Raw genomic sequence first — 16,272 nt, 5'->3', positions numbered from 1 at the left:
GAGCGTCTCCTGGTTGCCGTCGTGAAACGCCGCTCGCCGTTCGCGGTTCCGCCCAGCGGCTTTGTCGACGCACCTGTCGTATATTCGCTTTCGCTTAACCGCTTGTTTGGGCTTCCGCTCTAAGGTCCTCCAAGGGGAAGCGAGGGGAAATTACAGCGCTTGGACACCGGCCTGCTCATAGCGCTGCTCAATCCAGGCATCGCCCTCACACTCGGCGCGGCATTTCTCGTGCTGTGGTTCTATCAGCGCCACCGTCCCTATCTGGGCGTGCTGGCGGCGGGCTACTCGGCCTCGGCCGCAGGCTTCCTGCTCCAGTATTTCACGCTGCCGGTCGGCATGGCACCGACCAAGCTCATCTCGATCCTGTGCTTCACCTTCGCCACCTGCTGTCTCGCCGGCGCGGTCATTGCGCGCTATGGGCGGCGCGTGCCTTACCCGGCGGTCGGCATTCTGGCCTGCGGCGGCCTGGCCGCGTTTTCGTGGTTTCTTTTTGCCCGGCCGGATCTCACCTGGCGCATCCTTGCCATCAATTTCAGCTTCGGCGGCATCAGCCTGGTTGTCGCCGCCGAGTTGCGCGTGGTGCGCAACAACGGCCCGACAGAAATGATCCTGTTCGTGCTGTCGCTGCTTTCCGGCCTGAACTTCCTGGCGCGGACGCTTGCCGTCGTCATCGCGCATGGGCCGTTCACCAGCTATGAAGGGCTTTACTCCTCGTCCTACTGGACGACGGCTCTGCTATCGCATGCATTGCTGTCGCTGCTTATTGCGCTTTGCCTGTTCGGCGCCGCCGCGCTCGATGTGATGAAGGCCCTGAAGACCGAAACCCTGACAGACCCGCTGTCGGGCCTGCTCAACCGCCGCGGCTTCGAGGAGCGCGCCATGCTTGTCCTGCAGCACTGTGCCACGGCGCAATTGCCGGTTGCGCTGGTGCTTGCCGATCTCGATCATTTCAAGGCGCTCAACGATCAGCATGGCCACGCGGCCGGCGATCGCGTCATCGCCGACTTCGCTGCCAAGCTTCTGTCGGCTGCAGGTACGCGCGGCGTTGCCGGCCGTATCGGCGGCGAAGAGTTCGCCGTGCTGTTGCCGCTCAGCGACCTTGGCGCGGCAAGACTGTTTGCCGAAGCCATTCGCACGGTCTATTCGGCGGGCAGAATCGACGGACTTCCGCCCGACACGAGAGTGACCGCGAGCTTCGGGGTGGCCGCCCGCACCAGCGACGAAGGGCTGGACCCGCTGATGCGCCGCGCCGACGAAGCGCTCTACAAAGCCAAAAGGAGTGGCCGCGACAGCGTATGCCTGTCCTATCCGCGGCCTGAAACGGTCGTCCTTCCCAATCGGACCAGTGCTGGCTGAGCGTCAGCGGCGGCTTCGAATTAACGTCTTTTTCGCGCGTTGGTGATTTGCTGTTCGGGGGGAAGTGCCAAAACGCCATGGGCAGCGCTAATTTCATCCTGCTGATCAACCTGTTCGTTGCCGGGCTGCTGGCGGCGGCCTTCATGACGATCGCGGTCTATGACGCCGGCCGGGTGTCGGCACGCTGGCTGGCGTTCGGCTATGTGCTCGGCACGGCTTATTTTGCGATCGAGTTCAGCATTCCTGCCTTCGACAATGCGCGCCCCGTGGTTGTCGCCGCCTTTGCCGCCTTCCTTGGCGCTACCGTCGCCTTCAATGGCGGGCTTGCCCATAAATACCGCGTTTCGCCGCCTTGGCCGCCGATGCTGTTCTTCCTGGTCTTCGCCACCCTCGCGGTCCACTTCGTGCAGGACCTGCCACGCCAATCCTTTGTGCGAATGGCGGCCTACCAGCTTCCCTATGCGGCTATGCAGTTCACCGGGCTGGCGATCGTCTTGTCGTCCAGGCAAAGACGCGAGCGGCTCGACTATATGCTGATGGCTGTCCTAGCGGCCAGCACCTTGCAGTTCGCCAGCAAACCCTTCATCGCCCATGCGCTTGGTGGCTGGGGCGCCAATCCGCAATCTTATGCGCAGACCAGCTATGCGTTGGTGTCGCAGTCGGTCGGCACCGTGTTCGGCCTGGCGCTTGCGCTGGTGACATTGGCTATCCTGGTCCGCGACGTGCTCGCCGAGGCGACGTCGAAATCGGAAACCGACACGCTTTCGCGGCTGCTCAACCGTGGCGGCTTCGAGCGCCATGCCGAGATCGCGCTGCGTGACGCCATGCGGCGCGCCGTTCCAGCGGCACTGGTCATTGCCGATCTCGACCATTTCAAGCGCATCAACGATACTTACGGCCACGCGTCGGGCGATCGGGTCATCGAGACCTTTGCCGGGTTTCTCCGCGATGCCGCGGCCGACCATCATGTCGCCGGCCGCATCGGCGGCGAGGAATTCGCTATTTTCCTGCCGGGGACCAATCTAGCCGCCGCCCGGCTCTTTGCCGAGGGCACGCGTAGCGCCTTCGGTGCCACGCCGATCGACTGCCTGCCCGCGGATCACCGCTGCAGCGCCAGCTTCGGCATTGCCGAGCTTGGTCCGGGCGAAAGCTTTTCCGACCTGCTGCGGCGCGCCGACAAAGCGCTCTATCAGGCGAAGGGCAGCGGTCGCGATTGCGTGCGTGTCTCGGCGGGGCCGGCTGTTGCCCTGCCGGCGCCGTCAACCAAGGGCGGCGTGGCCGTCAGCGGCAGGGGCTGAGCTCCGGCATTTCGCCGTCGGAGAGGCCGTACATATAGCTGCGGCCCTTGACGAAAACCGGCGGCCTATAGCAGTCGCCGCCGCGGACATCGTCCGATTCGTTTTCGTAGATCACGTCGGGCTGGCCGGCGCTGGTGTAGTCGGACAATTCCTTGGCCAGCTTGCCCTCGCCAACGAGGATACGCTTGTAGCCGGCGGCGCTGTCGATGACGAGATTGCCGAAGGAATCGGCATAGACGCGGTCATGATGGCGCGTCCCGGCGAATGCCGGTGCGACGACGCCGACGGCGAGCGCCGCCACTAGGAACCAGGGAAGGCGCGATCCTGCTGAATTCGAATGCATGGCGTGCTGCTCCATTGCTGAGAGGCAAGCCTCCTCGAATCAGAAATTAACCTTTTATTAACCTTTGTTAAGAGGGCAACCGCAGCAGGGGCGAGGTCTCGGAAAATATGGTTAATACTCGATCGCCCACCGGCCATCATTCGGCCATGCCTTGTTCCCACCATCCCCAGCATCGGGCGCGACTCGAAAAGCATGAAATCCGGTGGCTTGCCGGAGCATCGCGGCGGGCTCGATACGCGGGGGGAAAGCAGCAAATGAGATTACGCCGCACGTTTCGGATGGCGCTGGCCATTCCGCCGCTGCTGGCTGCCGCCGCCTGCGCGCCGCAGACCAGCGCGCCCAAGCTCGGCAACACGGCCGCCGCTTCCGTGTCGCTTGCTCCCGCCGCTAGCGAACCGACGGCACCGCAGCCGCGCACAGCTACTTACAACTGCGCCGACGGTAGCGTGATAACCATCGAGAATCTCGGCACGTCGGTGCGCGTCCTCGGCCAGAACGGCGCCAGCGCCGAGCTGCCGGCGTCACCGGCCAATCAGACCAGCCGTTACGGCGAGGCGCATGACGCAATCGTGATCGATGGGCGTGAGGCGCTGGTGATGAAGGGCGGTGCATCACCGCTGGCCTGCAAGCGCTGATCCGCCCCTTGCGCCAGCCATATTTTGCAGTGCGGCGACATTGTGCCGGCGCAAGGCGACAGCCCTAATCGATTGAAGCTGAAAGCCTCGCTTTCATCAGACTAAATTACGTTTTCGAAACGGTTTTCCGGCTTTGACGCGGTGCAAAAAGAGCATTAGAAACCGGCTGTCCGAAGTCGCAACCGGAAGCGGTAATGCCGCATTCCCACCTGAGGCTCCAGAGACGCCGAACTGGGGGAGCCATGAGCAAATCACCAGCCACCCGCGAATTTGCCAGACGTGAACGGCCGCTTTCGCCGCATCTGACCGTCTATCGGCCGCCGATCACCATGACGATGTCGATCGTCCACCGCATCACCGGCGGGGCGCTCTATTTCGGCACGCTGCTGGTCGCGCTGTGGCTGATGGCGGCGGCGAGCTCGGAGGCGACCTTCAATGCCGTCAACTGGGCCTTCGGCTCGTGGCTGGGACGGCTGGTGCTGTTCGGCTACAGCTGGGCGCTGATGCACCACATGCTGGGCGGTGTGCGCCATCTTATCTGGGACACTGGGGCAGGGCTGGAAAAGCATACGGCATCGAGGATCGCCTGGGCGACGCTGGCCGGCTCGGTCACGCTGACGCTGNGGGCTGGAAAAGCATACGGCATCGAGGATCGCCTGGGCGACGCTGGCCGGCTCGGTCACGCTGACGCTGCTGATCTGGATTGCCGGCTACATGGCGCGGGGAGCCTGACATGAACGGCAAGAACCCCGACATGCGCACGCCGCTGGCCAAGGTCCGCGGCCTCGGTTCCGCCCGCGAGGGCACCGGCCATTTCTGGCGCCAGCGGCTGACGGCGATCTCCAACATCCCGCTGGTCCTGTTCTTCGTCGGCTTCCTGATCGCACTCAACGGCGCCAGCTATCTCGAGGTGCGCGCCGCACTTGCCAATCCGTTCGTTGCACTGGTGCTGGCGCTGGTGCTGTTGTCGGTGCTCTACCACATGCGGCTCGGCATGCAGGCGATCATCGAAGACTATGTGCATGGCGAAGGCACCAGGCTGGCGCTGCTCGCCCTCAACACATTCTTTCCCGTAGTCGTCGGCGTCGCTTCGGTCTTCGCCCTGCTTAAACTGGCATTTGGAGGCTGATTTTTTGGCCAAGGACGCGAAGAACGCCAACACGGCTTCCGCCTATAGCTATGTCGATCACAAATTCGACGTCGTGGTCGTCGGCGCCGGCGGCGCCGGCCTGCGCGCCGCGCTCGGCATGGCTGAGCAGGGCCTGCGCACCGCCTGCATCACCAAAGTGTTCCCGACGCGCTCGCATACGGTTGCGGCGCAGGGCGGCATCGCCGCCTCGCTCGCCAATATGGGGCCCGACAACTGGCAGTGGCATCTCTTCGACACCGTCAAAGGCTCAGATTGGCTGGGCGACACCGACGCTCAAGAATACATGGTGCGCGAAGCGCCGGCGGCGGTCTACGAGCTCGAGCACTACGGCGTTCCCTTCAGCCGCACCGAGGACGGGAAAATCTACCAGCGGCCGTTCGGCGGCATGATGATGAATTTCGGCGAGGGGCCGCCGGTGCAGCGCACCTGTGCGGCCGCCGACCGCACCGGCCACGCCATGCTGCACACGCTCTACGGCCAGTCGCTGAAGCACAATGCGCAGTTCTTTATCGAGTATTTCGCGCTCGACCTGATCATGGAGCCGGACGGCACCTGCACCGGCGTCGTCGCCTGGAACCTCGACGACGGCACCATCCACCGCTTTTCGGCCAAGATGGTGGTGCTGGCGACCGGCGGCTATGGCCGCGCCTATTTCTCGGCCACCTCGGCGCATACCTGCACCGGCGATGGCGGCGGCATGGCCGCACGCGCAGGCCTGCCGCTGCAGGATATGGAGTTCGTGCAGTTCCACCCGACCGGCATATACGGCGCCGGCTGCCTGATCACCGAGGGCGCGCGCGGCGAGGGCGGCTATCTCGTCAATTCCGAGGGCGAGCGCTTCATGGAGCGCTACGCGCCGTCAGCCAAGGATCTGGCTTCGCGCGACGTGGTTTCGCGCTGCATGACGCTGGAAATCCGCGAGGGCCGCGGCGTCGGCCCGAAGAAGGATCACATTTTCCTGCATCTCGACCATCTCGACCCGGCCGTTCTGCACGAGAGGCTTCCGGGTATTTCGGAATCGGCAAAGATCTTTGCCGGCGTCGACCTGACCAAGGAGCCGATCCCGGTGCTGCCGACGGTCCACTACAATATGGGCGGCGTGCCGACCAATTACTGGGGCGAGGTGCTGAACCCGACGGCGTCGAATCCGGACCAGGTGTCGCCCGGGCTGATGGCGGTCGGCGAAGCCGGCTGCGCCTCGGTGCACGGTGCTAACCGGCTGGGCTCCAACTCGCTGATCGACCTGGTGGTGTTCGGCCGTGCGGCGGCAATCCGGGCCGGCCAGGTGATCGACCGCACATCGGCGATCCCTTCGCCCAACGAGGCCGCCGTCGAAAAGATAATGGACCGCTTCGACCGGCTGCGTCACGCCAACGGCTCGACGCCGACAGCGGTTTTGCGCGAAAAGATGCAGAAGGCGATGCAGGAGGACGCGGCGGTGTTCCGCACCCAGGAATCGCTGGAAAGCGGCTGCAGGCGCATTTCGCAGATCTGGGGTGAACTCGGCGACGTCAAGGTGTTCGACCGCTCGATGATCTGGAACTCCGACCTGGTCGAGACGCTGGAGCTGGAAAACCTGATGGCCAACGCCATCACCACCGTCTACGGCGCCGAGGCGCGCAAGGAAAGCCGCGGCGCGCACGCGCGGGAGGACTTTTCGGCCCGCGACGACGCCAACTGGCGCAAGCATACGCTGGCTCGGCTCAACGAGGCCGGCGAGGTGGCGCTCACCTACCGGCCGGTGCACACCGAAACGCTGCTTAAGGAAGCAGACGGCGGCATCAACCCGGCCAAGATCGCGCCAAAGGCCAGGGTGTATTGATGATGGCGCTGGCGGTTGCGGGATATTCCGGCACGCCCCTTCCGGCCAAGCTCGGCCTGAAGGACGGGATGATTGCCGCCTTCGTCGCCTTGCCGCCCGAACTCGACGATCTGGCAGACGCCGTCGAGTTTGCCCACGTCGACCGGCTGGCTGATTGGTCGGCGATCTCTGGCGTTCATGAGAAATACGATGCCGTACATGCTTTCACCCGGCAGCGTGTCGAGATCGAGGACCGTCTTGGCGACGTCGAAGCGGCGATCAAGCGGGACGGCATGGTCTGGGTGTCATGGCCGAAGAAGGCATCGAAAGTGCCGACCGACGTCACCGAGGACGTTATCCGCACAGAGGCGCTGAAGCTCGACCTCGTCGACGTCAAGGTCGCCGCCGTGAACGAGATCTGGTCCGGGCTGAAGCTCGTCATCCGAAAGGACCTGAGGTAATGGTCGAACTCACGCTTCCGAAAAACTCGAAGATCATGGCCGGAAAATCCTGGCCGAAGCCGGAGGGCGCGACCAACCTGCGCGAATACCGCATCTACCGCTGGTCGCCGGACGATGACGAGAACCCGCGCATGGATACGTATTTCGTCGACATGGACGATTGCGGGCCGATGGTGCTCGACGCGCTGCTCTGGATCAAGAACAAGATCGATCCGACGCTGACGCTGCGCCGCTCCTGCCGCGAAGGCATTTGCGGCTCGTGCGCCATGAACATCGACGGGTCGAACACGCTGGCCTGCACCAAGGGCTGCGACGACATTTCCGGCGCGATCAAGGTCTATCCGCTGCCGCATATGGCCGTGGTCAAGGATTTGGTGCCCGACCTCACCAATTTCTACGCCCAGCACGCCTCGATCGAGCCGTGGCTGAAGACGGTGTCGCCCGAGCCGGCCAAGGAATGGCTGCAGAGCCATGAGGACCGCGAAAAGCTCGACGGGCTCTACGAGTGCATATTGTGCGCCTGCTGCTCGACCTCCTGCCCGAGCTACTGGTGGAACGGCGAGCGCTATCTCGGCCCGGCGACGCTGCTGCAGGCCTATCGCTGGCTGATCGATTCCAGGGACGAGGCGACGGGCGAGCGGCTCGACAATCTCGAAGACCCGTTCCGGCTCTATCGCTGCCACACCATCATGAACTGCGCCCAGACTTGCCCCAAAGGGCTCAACCCGGCCAAGGCGATCGCCGAGATCAAGAAGATGATGGTGGAGCGACGGGTGTAGGCGGCGGGCGGGTTGCAGCCGAGATCGTCTCGTCCGTAGCGATCCTTCGCGCCCCCCTCTGTCCTGCCGGACATCTCCCCCTCAAGGGGGGAGATTAGCAGCTTGGAGGACAGCGCCCTTTCTGCAGCCTTGAAAAGTGGCGAAGCGGTGATGACAGCCAATCTCCCCACTAGAGGGGGAGATGTCCGGCAGGACAGAGGGGGGCGCTGTCCCGCCGAGTTCGAAAGGATAGCAAACTTATGACCGATTCCGACCTTCCCATCCTCTCTCCCATCGAAGCCCGCGTGCTCGGCTGCCTTATCGAGAAGAAGGAGCTGACGCCGGACGTCTATCCGCTGACGCTCAATGCGGCACATGCGGCGGCCAACCAGAAGACGGCGCGCGAGCCGGTGATGTCGGTCGAACTTGGCGAGGTCAGAAGAGCGCTTGGCCAGCTCGAGCAGAAGGGCCTAGTCAGGCAGGTGTTCGCGTCGCGCGTCGAGCGCTACGAGCATGTGGTGGCGCAGCGCTTTTCCCTGACCTCGGCGCAGATCGCGCTGCTCGGCCTGTTGCTGCTGCGCGGCCCGCAGACGGCCTATGAATTGCTGGCGCGAAGCGAGCGCATGGCGCGGCTGCCGTCGATCGACGAGCTTCGCGGCAATCTCGATCTGCTGATCGGCCGCCGGCCACCGCTGGTGCAGCAGATCGATCGCGGCCCAGGCCAGCGCGAGGATCGCTATGTCCATCTGCTCAGCGGGCCGCCGCAGCTGTCGGCTGCCGCAGCGCCCCTGCAGTCGTCCTCGCCGGCGTCGGATCTGGAGACGCGCGTGCAGGCCCTCGAGGAAGAGGTCGCGGCATTGCGCGCCCGTCTCGACGCACTGTCCGGCGATGGGCGATAAGGATTTTCGAGACGTCGGGGACGGCCCCTCAGGTAACGTGTTCGTTGCCTACTTTCGATTGGCTGGCGCTGCCCCGCCTGCCGGCGACCTCTCCCGTATAGGGACGAGGAGAGGGACGCTCTTCGACGGTTTCGTCAATCATCAACGTTGCAAGAAGAGTGCCGCAGCTGCGGCCAGCTTCTTTCTCCCCGTCACTTACGGGGAGAAATGCCCGGCAGGGCAATGAGGGGCGGCGCCGACTTCAACAATTGATGGACTCCAACACCAGTTGGAATCTATCAGGCATAAAAGCTCCCTCACCCGAGCCTAGCGTCGAGCGATACTTTGATGGCGCCGAGCGCTTTCGAGACCGGGCATTCGGCCTTGGCCTTCTCGGCCAATTCCTTGAACTTGGCGGCATCGATGCCCGGTACCTTGCCGACCAGGGTGATCGCGCTGCCGGTGATGCCGGTGCCGGGAACCAGCGTTACCACGGCCTTGGCGTCGAGTTCGGCGGCCGGAGTGCCGTTCTCGGCGAGAAAATGCGAAAGCTGCATGGCGTAGCAGCCGGCATGGGCGGCGGCGATCAGCTCTTCCGGGTTGGTGCCGGATTTGCCGCTCTCGTCCTCGAAACGCATCTTGGCCGAATAGGGCGTGCCCTTCAGCGTCCCGCTCTGTGTATCGAGCGTGCCTTTGCCTTCCTTGAAACTGCCTTTCCAAACGGCGTTGGCGGTGCGGTCCATCAATTCCTCCTTGATTGTCGTGATTGAGCCCGTGATCGGCATCCAGTCGACTATAGCGCGCGCCGGAGCGAAGGCCACCCACGCTTTCGTATCGGCGGCAGCGTGACACATCATGTCGAGCGAAAAAAAATTCGAAAAAAATACGCGTGCAAAAATGTCGACTTCCATCTGTCCCGGCCGTCCTGCGGGCGGCCATGGACTTGGTGGCCGGATGGAGGACCACATGAACAACCTGTTTTCTGCTCACTGCACAAGCACCGGCTACAGGGCCGGTGAACAACAAGCCGACTGGTCGCGCCTGCAGCCTTCCGGCTTCGGCCGATTGCTTGCGGCGATTGCCATTATCGGGATTGCGGTATCTCTTCTCGACTATGCTGCGGCCGGTCTCGATTCTGCGGCAGGCAAGGGCTCCGCGGAGATTTCCGTAGCCTCGTCTTCGGCTTCAAGCCAGGAATGGAGATAAAAATGAAGTATGTTTGCCTGGTCTATGGTGAAGAAAAAGATCTCTACGCAATGACGCCCGAGAGGCTGGCCAAGCTCGACGCCGATTCGATGGCCCATGACCGGTCATTGGACCAACGCGGGATGCTAATCATCGCGCAGGCGCTGCAATCGGTGAAAACGTCGAAAACCATTCGCAGGCGCAAGGGCAAGCGGCTGGTCACCGACGGCCCCTTCGCCGAAACCAAGGAGCAGTTGCTCGGTTTCGTCATGATCGAGGCCGAGAGCCTCGACGAGGCGCTGGAGATCGCGGGCGAGATTCCGCTCGCCGAAATAGGCACGATCGAGGTGCGGGCGATCTACAAGGTGCCCGGGTCATAGAGATGTCTCGATAAGTTCCTCCGCGGAGCGGCGGGGACCAACGACTGGCATGGGCTTTCGTTTTCTTCGTCGGACGCAACTTTTGCGTGTTGAAGCGAAGCAATACTTCTCCTATCGTCGCCCGAGATTGGGGGATTTCGGGGCATGCATATATTGATTGCAGCAATCGGCCTGCTCGGAGCAGCGGGCTTCTGGTGGTACCGGCTGAAGATCATGAACGACGCGGCGCGTGAGGTTGCCGACGTCGTTGGCCGCGTGCAGGGCAATGTGCGCCGCAAGAAGCTGCGCAAGCAGGCGGCACTCTCGCCGCTGACGGCGATCGACGATCCGGTCGTGGCGGCCGCGACGCTGATCACCGCCATCGTTTCCGAGAATGGTCCCATGCTGCCGCAACGCGAAGCCGCCATTCGATCGGTGATTTCGGAGATTGCCGATAAAAAGCAGACCGATGAGGCGGTGATCTACGCCAAATGGGCGGCTTCGCAAATTGATGACGCCACGGTCGTCATCGACAAACGCCTCGACGCGGCTGAAAGGAACGATCTGCTGCAGATGGTCGGCCGTGTGGCGGAAGCCGGCGGGCAAAGCCGGCAGATTTCCGACCAGCGAATGCTGCGGCTGCGCCAGAAGCTGGGCTTCGAGGTCAACTGACCGAACGGCCAGTAACGCGCACGTGCCAAGCCTAAATCGCCTCGCCCTTCAACAGTTTCGGCGTGTCGCCGGACAGGCCTGACGCCTGGCGGATGAAGAACTCCTTCAGCCGCGGCATGCGTTCGACAAGGCCGAGGCCGATGTCGCGCAAAGTGCGCAGCGGGCCGAAATCGTTGGAAAACATCCGGTTCAGCACATCGGTGGTGATGCCCATCTGCACCGTGTCGAAACGCCGCCATTGCTGGTAGCGCTCGAGCACGTCGAGCGCGCCGATGTCCTGGCCGAGCCGGTCGGCCTCGACCACCACTTCGGCCAGCGCCGCCACGTCCTTGAAGCCGAGATTGAGACCCTGGCCGGCGATCGGGTGGATGCCGTGGGCGGCGTCGCCGGCCAAGGCGATGCGCGGCGCGACGAAGGCGCGCGCAATGGTCAGCCCGAGAGGCCAGGCGCGGGGCTTGTCGGCGATATGGATTTCGCCGAGTTTGAGGCCAAAGCGCTGCTCGAGTTCATATTCCAGGACCAGGGTGTCGCCCGCGACCAGCTTTTCGGCATCCTGCGACCGTTCGACCCAGACGATCGATGAGCGGTTGGTGCCGTCCTTGCCCGGCTTGAGCGGCAGCGTGGCAAACGGGCCCGCGGGAAGGAAATGCTCTTCGGCGCGGCCGTTGTGCGGCCGCTCGTGCGCCACCGTGCAGACGATGCCGGACTGGCCATACTCCCATTTCACCGTCTTGATGCCGGCCATGTCGCGCAGCTTCGAATTGACGCCGTCGGCGGCAACCAGCAGCCGCGCCTTCAGCGTCGCGCCGTCGGCAAGATGCACGGTTATGCCGGCGCCGTTGATGTCGAAGGCGCTGACGGCGACGCCTTCGATGATGCCGATGCCGAGTTGTTCGGCGCGCCGGCGCAAGGCGCCGTTCAAATCCTTGTTGGCGACCATATGCGCAAAGGGTTCGCCGGGCGCGACCTCGCCGTCGAAGGTGAGGAACACCGGGCGGACCGGATCGGATGTGCGCGAATCGGTGACAATCATTTCGGTGATTGCCTGCGCCTCCGGCGCGATCTCGTTCCAGACGCCGAGCTGGTCGAGCATGCGGCACGCGGCGGCGGCAATCGCCGAGGCGCGGCCGTCCTTCTGCCAGACGCCGGCGGGTGCTGCATCGACGACGGCGACGGCGAGGCTCGGCCGCGCCTGCTTCNCTGCCAGACCCCGGCGGGTTCTGCATCTACGACGGCGACGGCGAGGCTCGGCCGCGCCTGCTTCAGCGACACGGCGGCGGCCAAGCCGATATAACCGGCGCCGGCGACCAGAACGTCGAGCGAATTCTTGCTGTCGACCATGGGCAATTCCTTTCGCAGCCTGACTGTCGCCGGGCATTCCGCCCTTGACTGCCCGCTGTTCCTGTCGGAAACCGCCATGGTAATTTTGCGGCGAGGTCAAGATGACGGCAGCCATGGACGAGCTTCTCGGCATTCTCGACCTCGAGCAGCTGGAACACAACCTGTATCGTGGTCGCAGCCCCAAGCTCGATTGGCAGCGCATCTTCGGCGGCCAGACCATCGCCCAGGCGCTGGTCGCCGCGCAGCGAACGGTCGAGCCCGAGCGCCACGTGCATTCGCTGCATGGCTATTTCATGCGGCCGGGCGACACCAAGGTGCCTATCATCTACGAGGTCGACCGCATCCGTGACGGCGGCTCCTTCACCACGCGCCGCGTCGTGGCGATCCAGCACGGCCAGGCGATCTTTTCGCTGGAAGCCTCGTTCCAGCAGGATGAGGTCGGCCTGGAACATCAGGTGCCGATGCCGCAGGACGTGCCGGCGCCCGACACGTTGCTGTCGCAGCGCGAATTGCTGGGCAAGTTCGGCGAAGCCGTGCCCGACGGCATCAAGCGCTATTGGGAGCGCGACCGGCCGATCGAGATGAAGCCGGTGATGCTGAAGCATTATACCAGCCGGGAAAAGCTCGAGCCGAAGCAGAACATCTGGATCCGCACCACCGGCCCGGTGCCGGCCGACCGCGCCACGCAGGCGGCCGTGCTCGCTTACCTCTCGGATATGACGCTGCTCGACACCTCGACCTTTGCCCATGGCCGCGCCATTTTCGATCGTGATATCCAGGCAGCCAGCCTCGACCACGCCATGTGGTTCCACCGCAGCCATCCGCTCGACGACTGGATGCTGTACACGCAAGACAGCCCGTCGACGCAAGGATCGCGTGGCTTTACCCGCGGCTCGCTGTTTGCCCGCGACGGCACCTTGATCGCCTCGGTTGCCCAAGAAGGACTCATCCGGCTGAAGCGGCCGCCTGCGGAGTAGGCATTTTTCGAAATTTGCCTATTTTTTAAGCATATGCACTGCCGCGCCTGTGAACAGGCAGCTGCCAGACCTTCTCGATTTCGTTGTTTAACAACAGCTTAACACCCTGCTTCGGCAATTGGCACGGAGCTTGAATCCTAGCGGGCACTCTCCGGCTCTCATGGGGATCGGCGAAGTCGTGCAAACGCGGGGACCCGCAACAGCAAAGGGTGAAACCTTATGAAGATCGTGATGGCAATCATAAAGCCGTTCAAGCTCGACGAGGTGCGCGAGGCGCTCACCGCAGTCGGCATCCAGGGCCTGACCGTCACCGAAGTAAAAGGCTACGGACGTCAGAAGGGGCACACGGAAATCTATCGCGGGGCGGAATACGCGGTCAGCTTCCTGCCGAAGATCAAGATCGAAGTCGCGGTCGCTGTCGACATGGTCGACAAGGCCGTCGAAGCCATCACCGCGGCGGCCAAGACCGGCCAGATCGGCGACGGCAAGATCTTCGTTTTCGGCATCGACCAGGCGGTGCGCATTCGCACCGGCGAAACAGACACCGACGCGCTTTGAGCTGCGGATACGTATTCCAATGGAGAGTTCAATGAATATTCCTTCCACCTTGAAGATAACGGGACGCGCGGCCGTTTTGGGCTCGCTCGCTCTCGCTGCACTGGGCACGGTTGCTGCGTTCGCGCAGGAAGCGGCACCGGCGGCACCGGCTGCCCCTGCGCCCGCGCTCGACACCGGCAACACAGCCTGGATGCTGACCTCGACGGCGCTGGTGCTGATGATGACCATACCGGGCCTGGCGCTGTTTTATGGGGGCATGGTGCGCAAAAAGAACGTGCTCGCCACCATCATGCAGAGCTTTGCCATCACCTGCCTGGTGACGGTGCTGTGGTTCATGTTCGGCTACTCGCTGGCCTTCTCGGATGGCGGCGGCATGAATGCCTATCTCGGCGGCTTCTCGAAGTTCTTCCACAACGGCATCACCACGTCCTCGCTGTGGCTGCCGGGCGTGGCGAACATTCCTGAGTTCGTCTTCTCGATGTTCCAGATGACCTTCGCCATCATCACGCCGGCGCTGATTGCCGGCGCCTTCGCCGAACGCATGAAGTTCTCGGCGCTGCTCATCTTCATGGGCGCGTGGCTGCTGGTGGTCTACGCCCCGATCGCGCACTGGGTGTGGGGCGGCGGCTTCCTCGGCACAGCCGGCGTTCTCGATTTCGCCGGCGGCACGGTCGTTCACATCAATGCCGGTGTTGCCGGCCTGGTCTGCGCGCTGGTTCTCGGCAAACGTGAAGGCTACGGCACCACCAACATGGCGCCGCACAACCTCGTCTACTCCGTCATCGGCGCTTCGCTGCTGTGGGTCGGCTGGTTCGGCTTCAACGCCGGCTCGGAACTGGCCGCCGACGGCCTTGCCGGTGCCGCAATGCTGAACACCCAGGTTGCCGCTGCTGCTGCGGCGCTCGCCTGGATGTTCGCCGAATGGATCGTCGCCAAGAAGCCGAGCGTTCTCGGCATCATCTCGGGCGCCGTCGCTGGCCTGGTCGCGGTGACGCCGGCTTCCGGCTTCGTCAATCCGACCGGCGCCTTCATCGTCGGCATCGTCGCCGGCGTGCTCTGCTACGTCTCGGCCGTCAAGCTCAAGCACGCGTTCGGCTATGACGACTCGCTCGATGCATTCGGCGTGCACGGCATCGGCGGCATCATCGGTGCATTGCTGACCGGCGTGCTCGCCGATCCGGCGATCAACAGCCTCGGCTCGGGTGCCTCTGTCGGCAAGCAGCTCTACGGTATCGTCTTCACCATCCTGTGGACGGCGATCGCGAGCTTCGTGATCCTCTATATCGTCAAGGCGCTGGTCGGCCTGCGTCCTTCCACCCCGGAAGAGGTCGAAGGCCTCGACATCAGCCAGCACGGCGAAGTGGTGCCGTAAGGGTATTTGGCCGGCACCGGCGTTTGCCGGTGCCAGAAAGATCCCGTCGTGATGCTCCCGAAAGGGCTCACGCCTTGAGGCCCGGAAATCTTCCGGGCCTCTTTTTTGTACGCAGATGGCCGTGACGACTTGATCACAATCGCTTGATCAGGGGCTCGATCCGCCCGTGGCGTGAAACATCGGCCGCAGCGGCTCCGAACTGTGGTGGCGGTCGCCCGTTCCGGTGACGCAGAATGCCCATGGTTAATGCGCCCTTAACCTTCCCGCCGCTAGTCTGACAGCCGAATCTGCCGTGTTGCGCGTCCGCGCCCGGCCGGGCAACGACAGACGAGGAAGAGCATGCGTTCAGGGGCTTCAGCACCGCTTGCGCTAGCCGATACGGAGCACGGCATCCGGTCGTTCGCGAGGCGCCAGGTCGGGCGGCTGGTCGGTGCCGGGCTGTTTGCTCTGATTGGTTTCGGCGTCGCCGCCCTTGCCACCTGGAACGTCGCCGATCCGAGCTTTTCGCACGCCACCGACAATATCGTCACCAATGCAATGGGTTATGCCGGCGCCGTCTTTTCCGACATTGCCATGCAGTTCTTCGGACTTGCCGCCGTTGCGGCGCTGGTGCCGGCGGTGATCTGGGGATTTCTGCTGTTTACCGCGCGCGGCGTCGACCGGCTGCCGAAACGGGCGCTGGCCTGGTTCGGGTTTTCGCTGCTTGGCGCGGCAATTGCCGGCTGCGTGGTGCCGCCCAAGACCTGGCCGCTGCCGACCGGCCTCGGCGGCGTCTTCGGCGACATGGTGCTCAATATCCCGGGCCTGGTCATCGGCGGCTATCCGACCGGCCTCGTCGCCAGCGTGCTCGCCGTGCTCCTGGCAGCGCCGGCGCTGTGGGTATTCTTGTATGGCTCGGCGCTGATTTCGCGCAAGAACGGCTTTGCCGTCCTCGAACAGCCTGCAGTGCCCGATCCGCAGGAGGACCTGCTTTTCGACAATGAAGAGGACGAGGGCGACGAAGGTATATTGGCGCTTGGCGCCATCACCCACTGGTGGCTGTCGCTGCGGGCCTATCTGCGCCGCCGCGCCGCGCGCCGGCGCGAGCGCGACGATTTCGAGCCGGAGATGGAACCGCGCCCCAGCGCC

General features: G+C 63.8%; 18 protein-coding genes and 1 pseudogene. 16 read left to right on the top strand and 3 right to left on the bottom strand.

The window, feature by feature from the left end; all coding sequences use genetic code 11:
• The first annotated feature begins 159 nt into the window (after positions 1-159).
• Together X773_RS68625 and X773_RS68620 are read left to right on the top strand one after the other, a co-directional pair.
• Positions 160-1,356 carry a GGDEF domain-containing protein gene (locus tag X773_RS68625; RefSeq protein WP_023679772.1) on the top strand — a complete coding sequence of 399 codons (1,197 nt, stop codon included), beginning with the start codon at positions 160-162 and terminating at the stop codon, positions 1,354-1,356.
• Between the two features lie 77 nt (positions 1,357-1,433).
• Entirely contained in the window at positions 1,434-2,654 is a 1,221-nt protein-coding gene (locus X773_RS68620; RefSeq protein WP_023679771.1) for a GGDEF domain-containing protein, read from the top strand.
• Here X773_RS68620 and X773_RS68615 read toward each other — a convergent pair.
• Entirely contained in the window at positions 2,638-2,997 is a 360-nt protein-coding gene (locus tag X773_RS68615; RefSeq protein ID WP_031212708.1) for a hypothetical protein, read from the bottom strand. The genes X773_RS68620 and X773_RS68615 overlap by 17 nt on opposite strands.
• Positions 2,998-3,251: 254 nt before the next feature.
• Between X773_RS68615 and X773_RS68610 the strand changes: the two genes are divergently transcribed.
• The 7 genes from X773_RS68610 to X773_RS68585 all read left to right on the top strand — a co-directional run bounded on the left by X773_RS68610 (position 3,252) and on the right by X773_RS68585 (position 8,701).
• Positions 3,252-3,632 (top strand): hypothetical protein, encoded by a 381-nt coding sequence (locus X773_RS68610; protein WP_031212707.1) that lies wholly within the window; start codon positions 3,252-3,254, stop codon positions 3,630-3,632.
• 242 nt (positions 3,633-3,874) lie between these two features.
• On the top strand, positions 3,875-4,369 hold the full coding sequence (gene sdhC / locus X773_RS0139420) for a succinate dehydrogenase, cytochrome b556 subunit (RefSeq protein ID WP_023679768.1): 495 nt from the start codon (positions 3,875-3,877) through the stop codon (positions 4,367-4,369).
• Entirely contained in the window at positions 4,366-4,761 is a 396-nt protein-coding gene (gene sdhD, locus X773_RS68605; protein WP_023679767.1) for a succinate dehydrogenase, hydrophobic membrane anchor protein, read from the top strand. The genes sdhC and sdhD overlap by 4 nt, the downstream gene beginning before the upstream one ends.
• Before the next feature lie 4 nt (positions 4,762-4,765).
• Positions 4,766-6,604, top strand: a complete 1,839-nt coding sequence (sdhA, locus tag X773_RS68600; RefSeq protein ID WP_023679766.1) for a succinate dehydrogenase flavoprotein subunit — start codon at positions 4,766-4,768, stop codon at positions 6,602-6,604.
• A gap of 2 nt (positions 6,605-6,606) precedes the next feature.
• The gene (locus X773_RS68595) at positions 6,607-7,044 is read left to right on the top strand and encodes a DUF3052 family protein (RefSeq protein WP_031212704.1); all 438 of its coding nucleotides are present in this window, start codon (positions 6,607-6,609) and stop codon (positions 7,042-7,044) included.
• Positions 7,044-7,823 carry a succinate dehydrogenase iron-sulfur subunit gene (locus X773_RS68590; RefSeq protein WP_023679764.1) on the top strand — a complete coding sequence of 260 codons (780 nt, stop codon included), beginning with the start codon at positions 7,044-7,046 and terminating at the stop codon, positions 7,821-7,823. Before X773_RS68595 ends, X773_RS68590 begins: the two co-directional genes overlap by 1 nt.
• 239 nt (positions 7,824-8,062) lie before the next feature.
• Positions 8,063-8,701, top strand: coding sequence for a DUF480 domain-containing protein (locus X773_RS68585; protein ID WP_023679763.1), 639 nt, complete (start codon positions 8,063-8,065; stop codon positions 8,699-8,701).
• A 296-nt stretch (positions 8,702-8,997) separates the two neighbouring features.
• Here the strand turns inward: X773_RS68585 and X773_RS0139415 are convergent, their stop codons facing one another.
• Positions 8,998-9,423, bottom strand: a complete 426-nt coding sequence (locus X773_RS0139415; RefSeq protein ID WP_031212702.1) for an OsmC family protein — start codon at positions 9,421-9,423, stop codon at positions 8,998-9,000.
• Positions 9,424-9,646: 223 nt separating this feature from the next.
• On the opposite strand from X773_RS0139415, the gene X773_RS68575 reads away from it, so the two are divergent.
• The 3 genes from X773_RS68575 (at position 9,647) to X773_RS68565 (ending at position 10,896) form a co-directional block, all read left to right on the top strand.
• A complete protein-coding gene (locus tag X773_RS68575) occupies positions 9,647-9,886 on the top strand; it encodes a hypothetical protein (protein WP_031212700.1) in 240 nt (79 codons plus the stop codon).
• A 2-nt stretch (positions 9,887-9,888) separates the two neighbouring features.
• On the top strand, positions 9,889-10,245 hold the full coding sequence (locus tag X773_RS68570) for a YciI family protein (RefSeq protein ID WP_031212698.1): 357 nt from the start codon (positions 9,889-9,891) through the stop codon (positions 10,243-10,245).
• Between the two features lie 144 nt (positions 10,246-10,389).
• Complete coding sequence (locus X773_RS68565) at positions 10,390-10,896, top strand: hypothetical protein (protein WP_023679758.1); 507 nt, start codon at positions 10,390-10,392, stop codon at positions 10,894-10,896.
• Between the two features lie 31 nt (positions 10,897-10,927).
• Here the strand turns inward: X773_RS68565 and X773_RS68560 are convergent.
• Positions 10,928-12,237 (bottom strand): annotated as a pseudogene (locus X773_RS68560) (ubiquinone biosynthesis hydroxylase).
• Between the two features lie 101 nt (positions 12,238-12,338).
• Here X773_RS68560 and tesB point away from each other — a divergent pair.
• The 4 genes from tesB to X773_RS0139410 all read left to right on the top strand — a co-directional run.
• Positions 12,339-13,214: an acyl-CoA thioesterase II gene (tesB, locus tag X773_RS68555; RefSeq protein WP_031212697.1), complete on the top strand. Its 876-nt coding sequence runs from the start codon at positions 12,339-12,341 to the stop codon at positions 13,212-13,214.
• A gap of 219 nt (positions 13,215-13,433) precedes the next feature.
• The gene (locus tag X773_RS68550; RefSeq protein WP_023679755.1) at positions 13,434-13,772 is read left to right on the top strand and encodes a P-II family nitrogen regulator; all 339 of its coding nucleotides are present in this window, start codon (positions 13,434-13,436) and stop codon (positions 13,770-13,772) included.
• A gap of 49 nt (positions 13,773-13,821) precedes the next feature.
• Positions 13,822-15,144, top strand: a complete 1,323-nt coding sequence (locus X773_RS68545; protein ID WP_031212694.1) for an ammonium transporter — start codon at positions 13,822-13,824, stop codon at positions 15,142-15,144.
• A gap of 339 nt (positions 15,145-15,483) precedes the next feature.
• Positions 15,484-16,272, top strand: a 789-nt coding sequence (locus X773_RS0139410) for a DNA translocase FtsK 4TM domain-containing protein (protein ID WP_031212692.1), incomplete at its 3' end; no start/stop codon positions are given.

Source organism: Mesorhizobium sp. LSJC280B00 (genome assembly GCF_000502835.1).
Taxonomy (GTDB): Bacteria; Pseudomonadota; Alphaproteobacteria; order Rhizobiales; family Rhizobiaceae; genus Mesorhizobium.
This window is presented reverse-complemented; position numbering and strand designations above follow the sequence as displayed.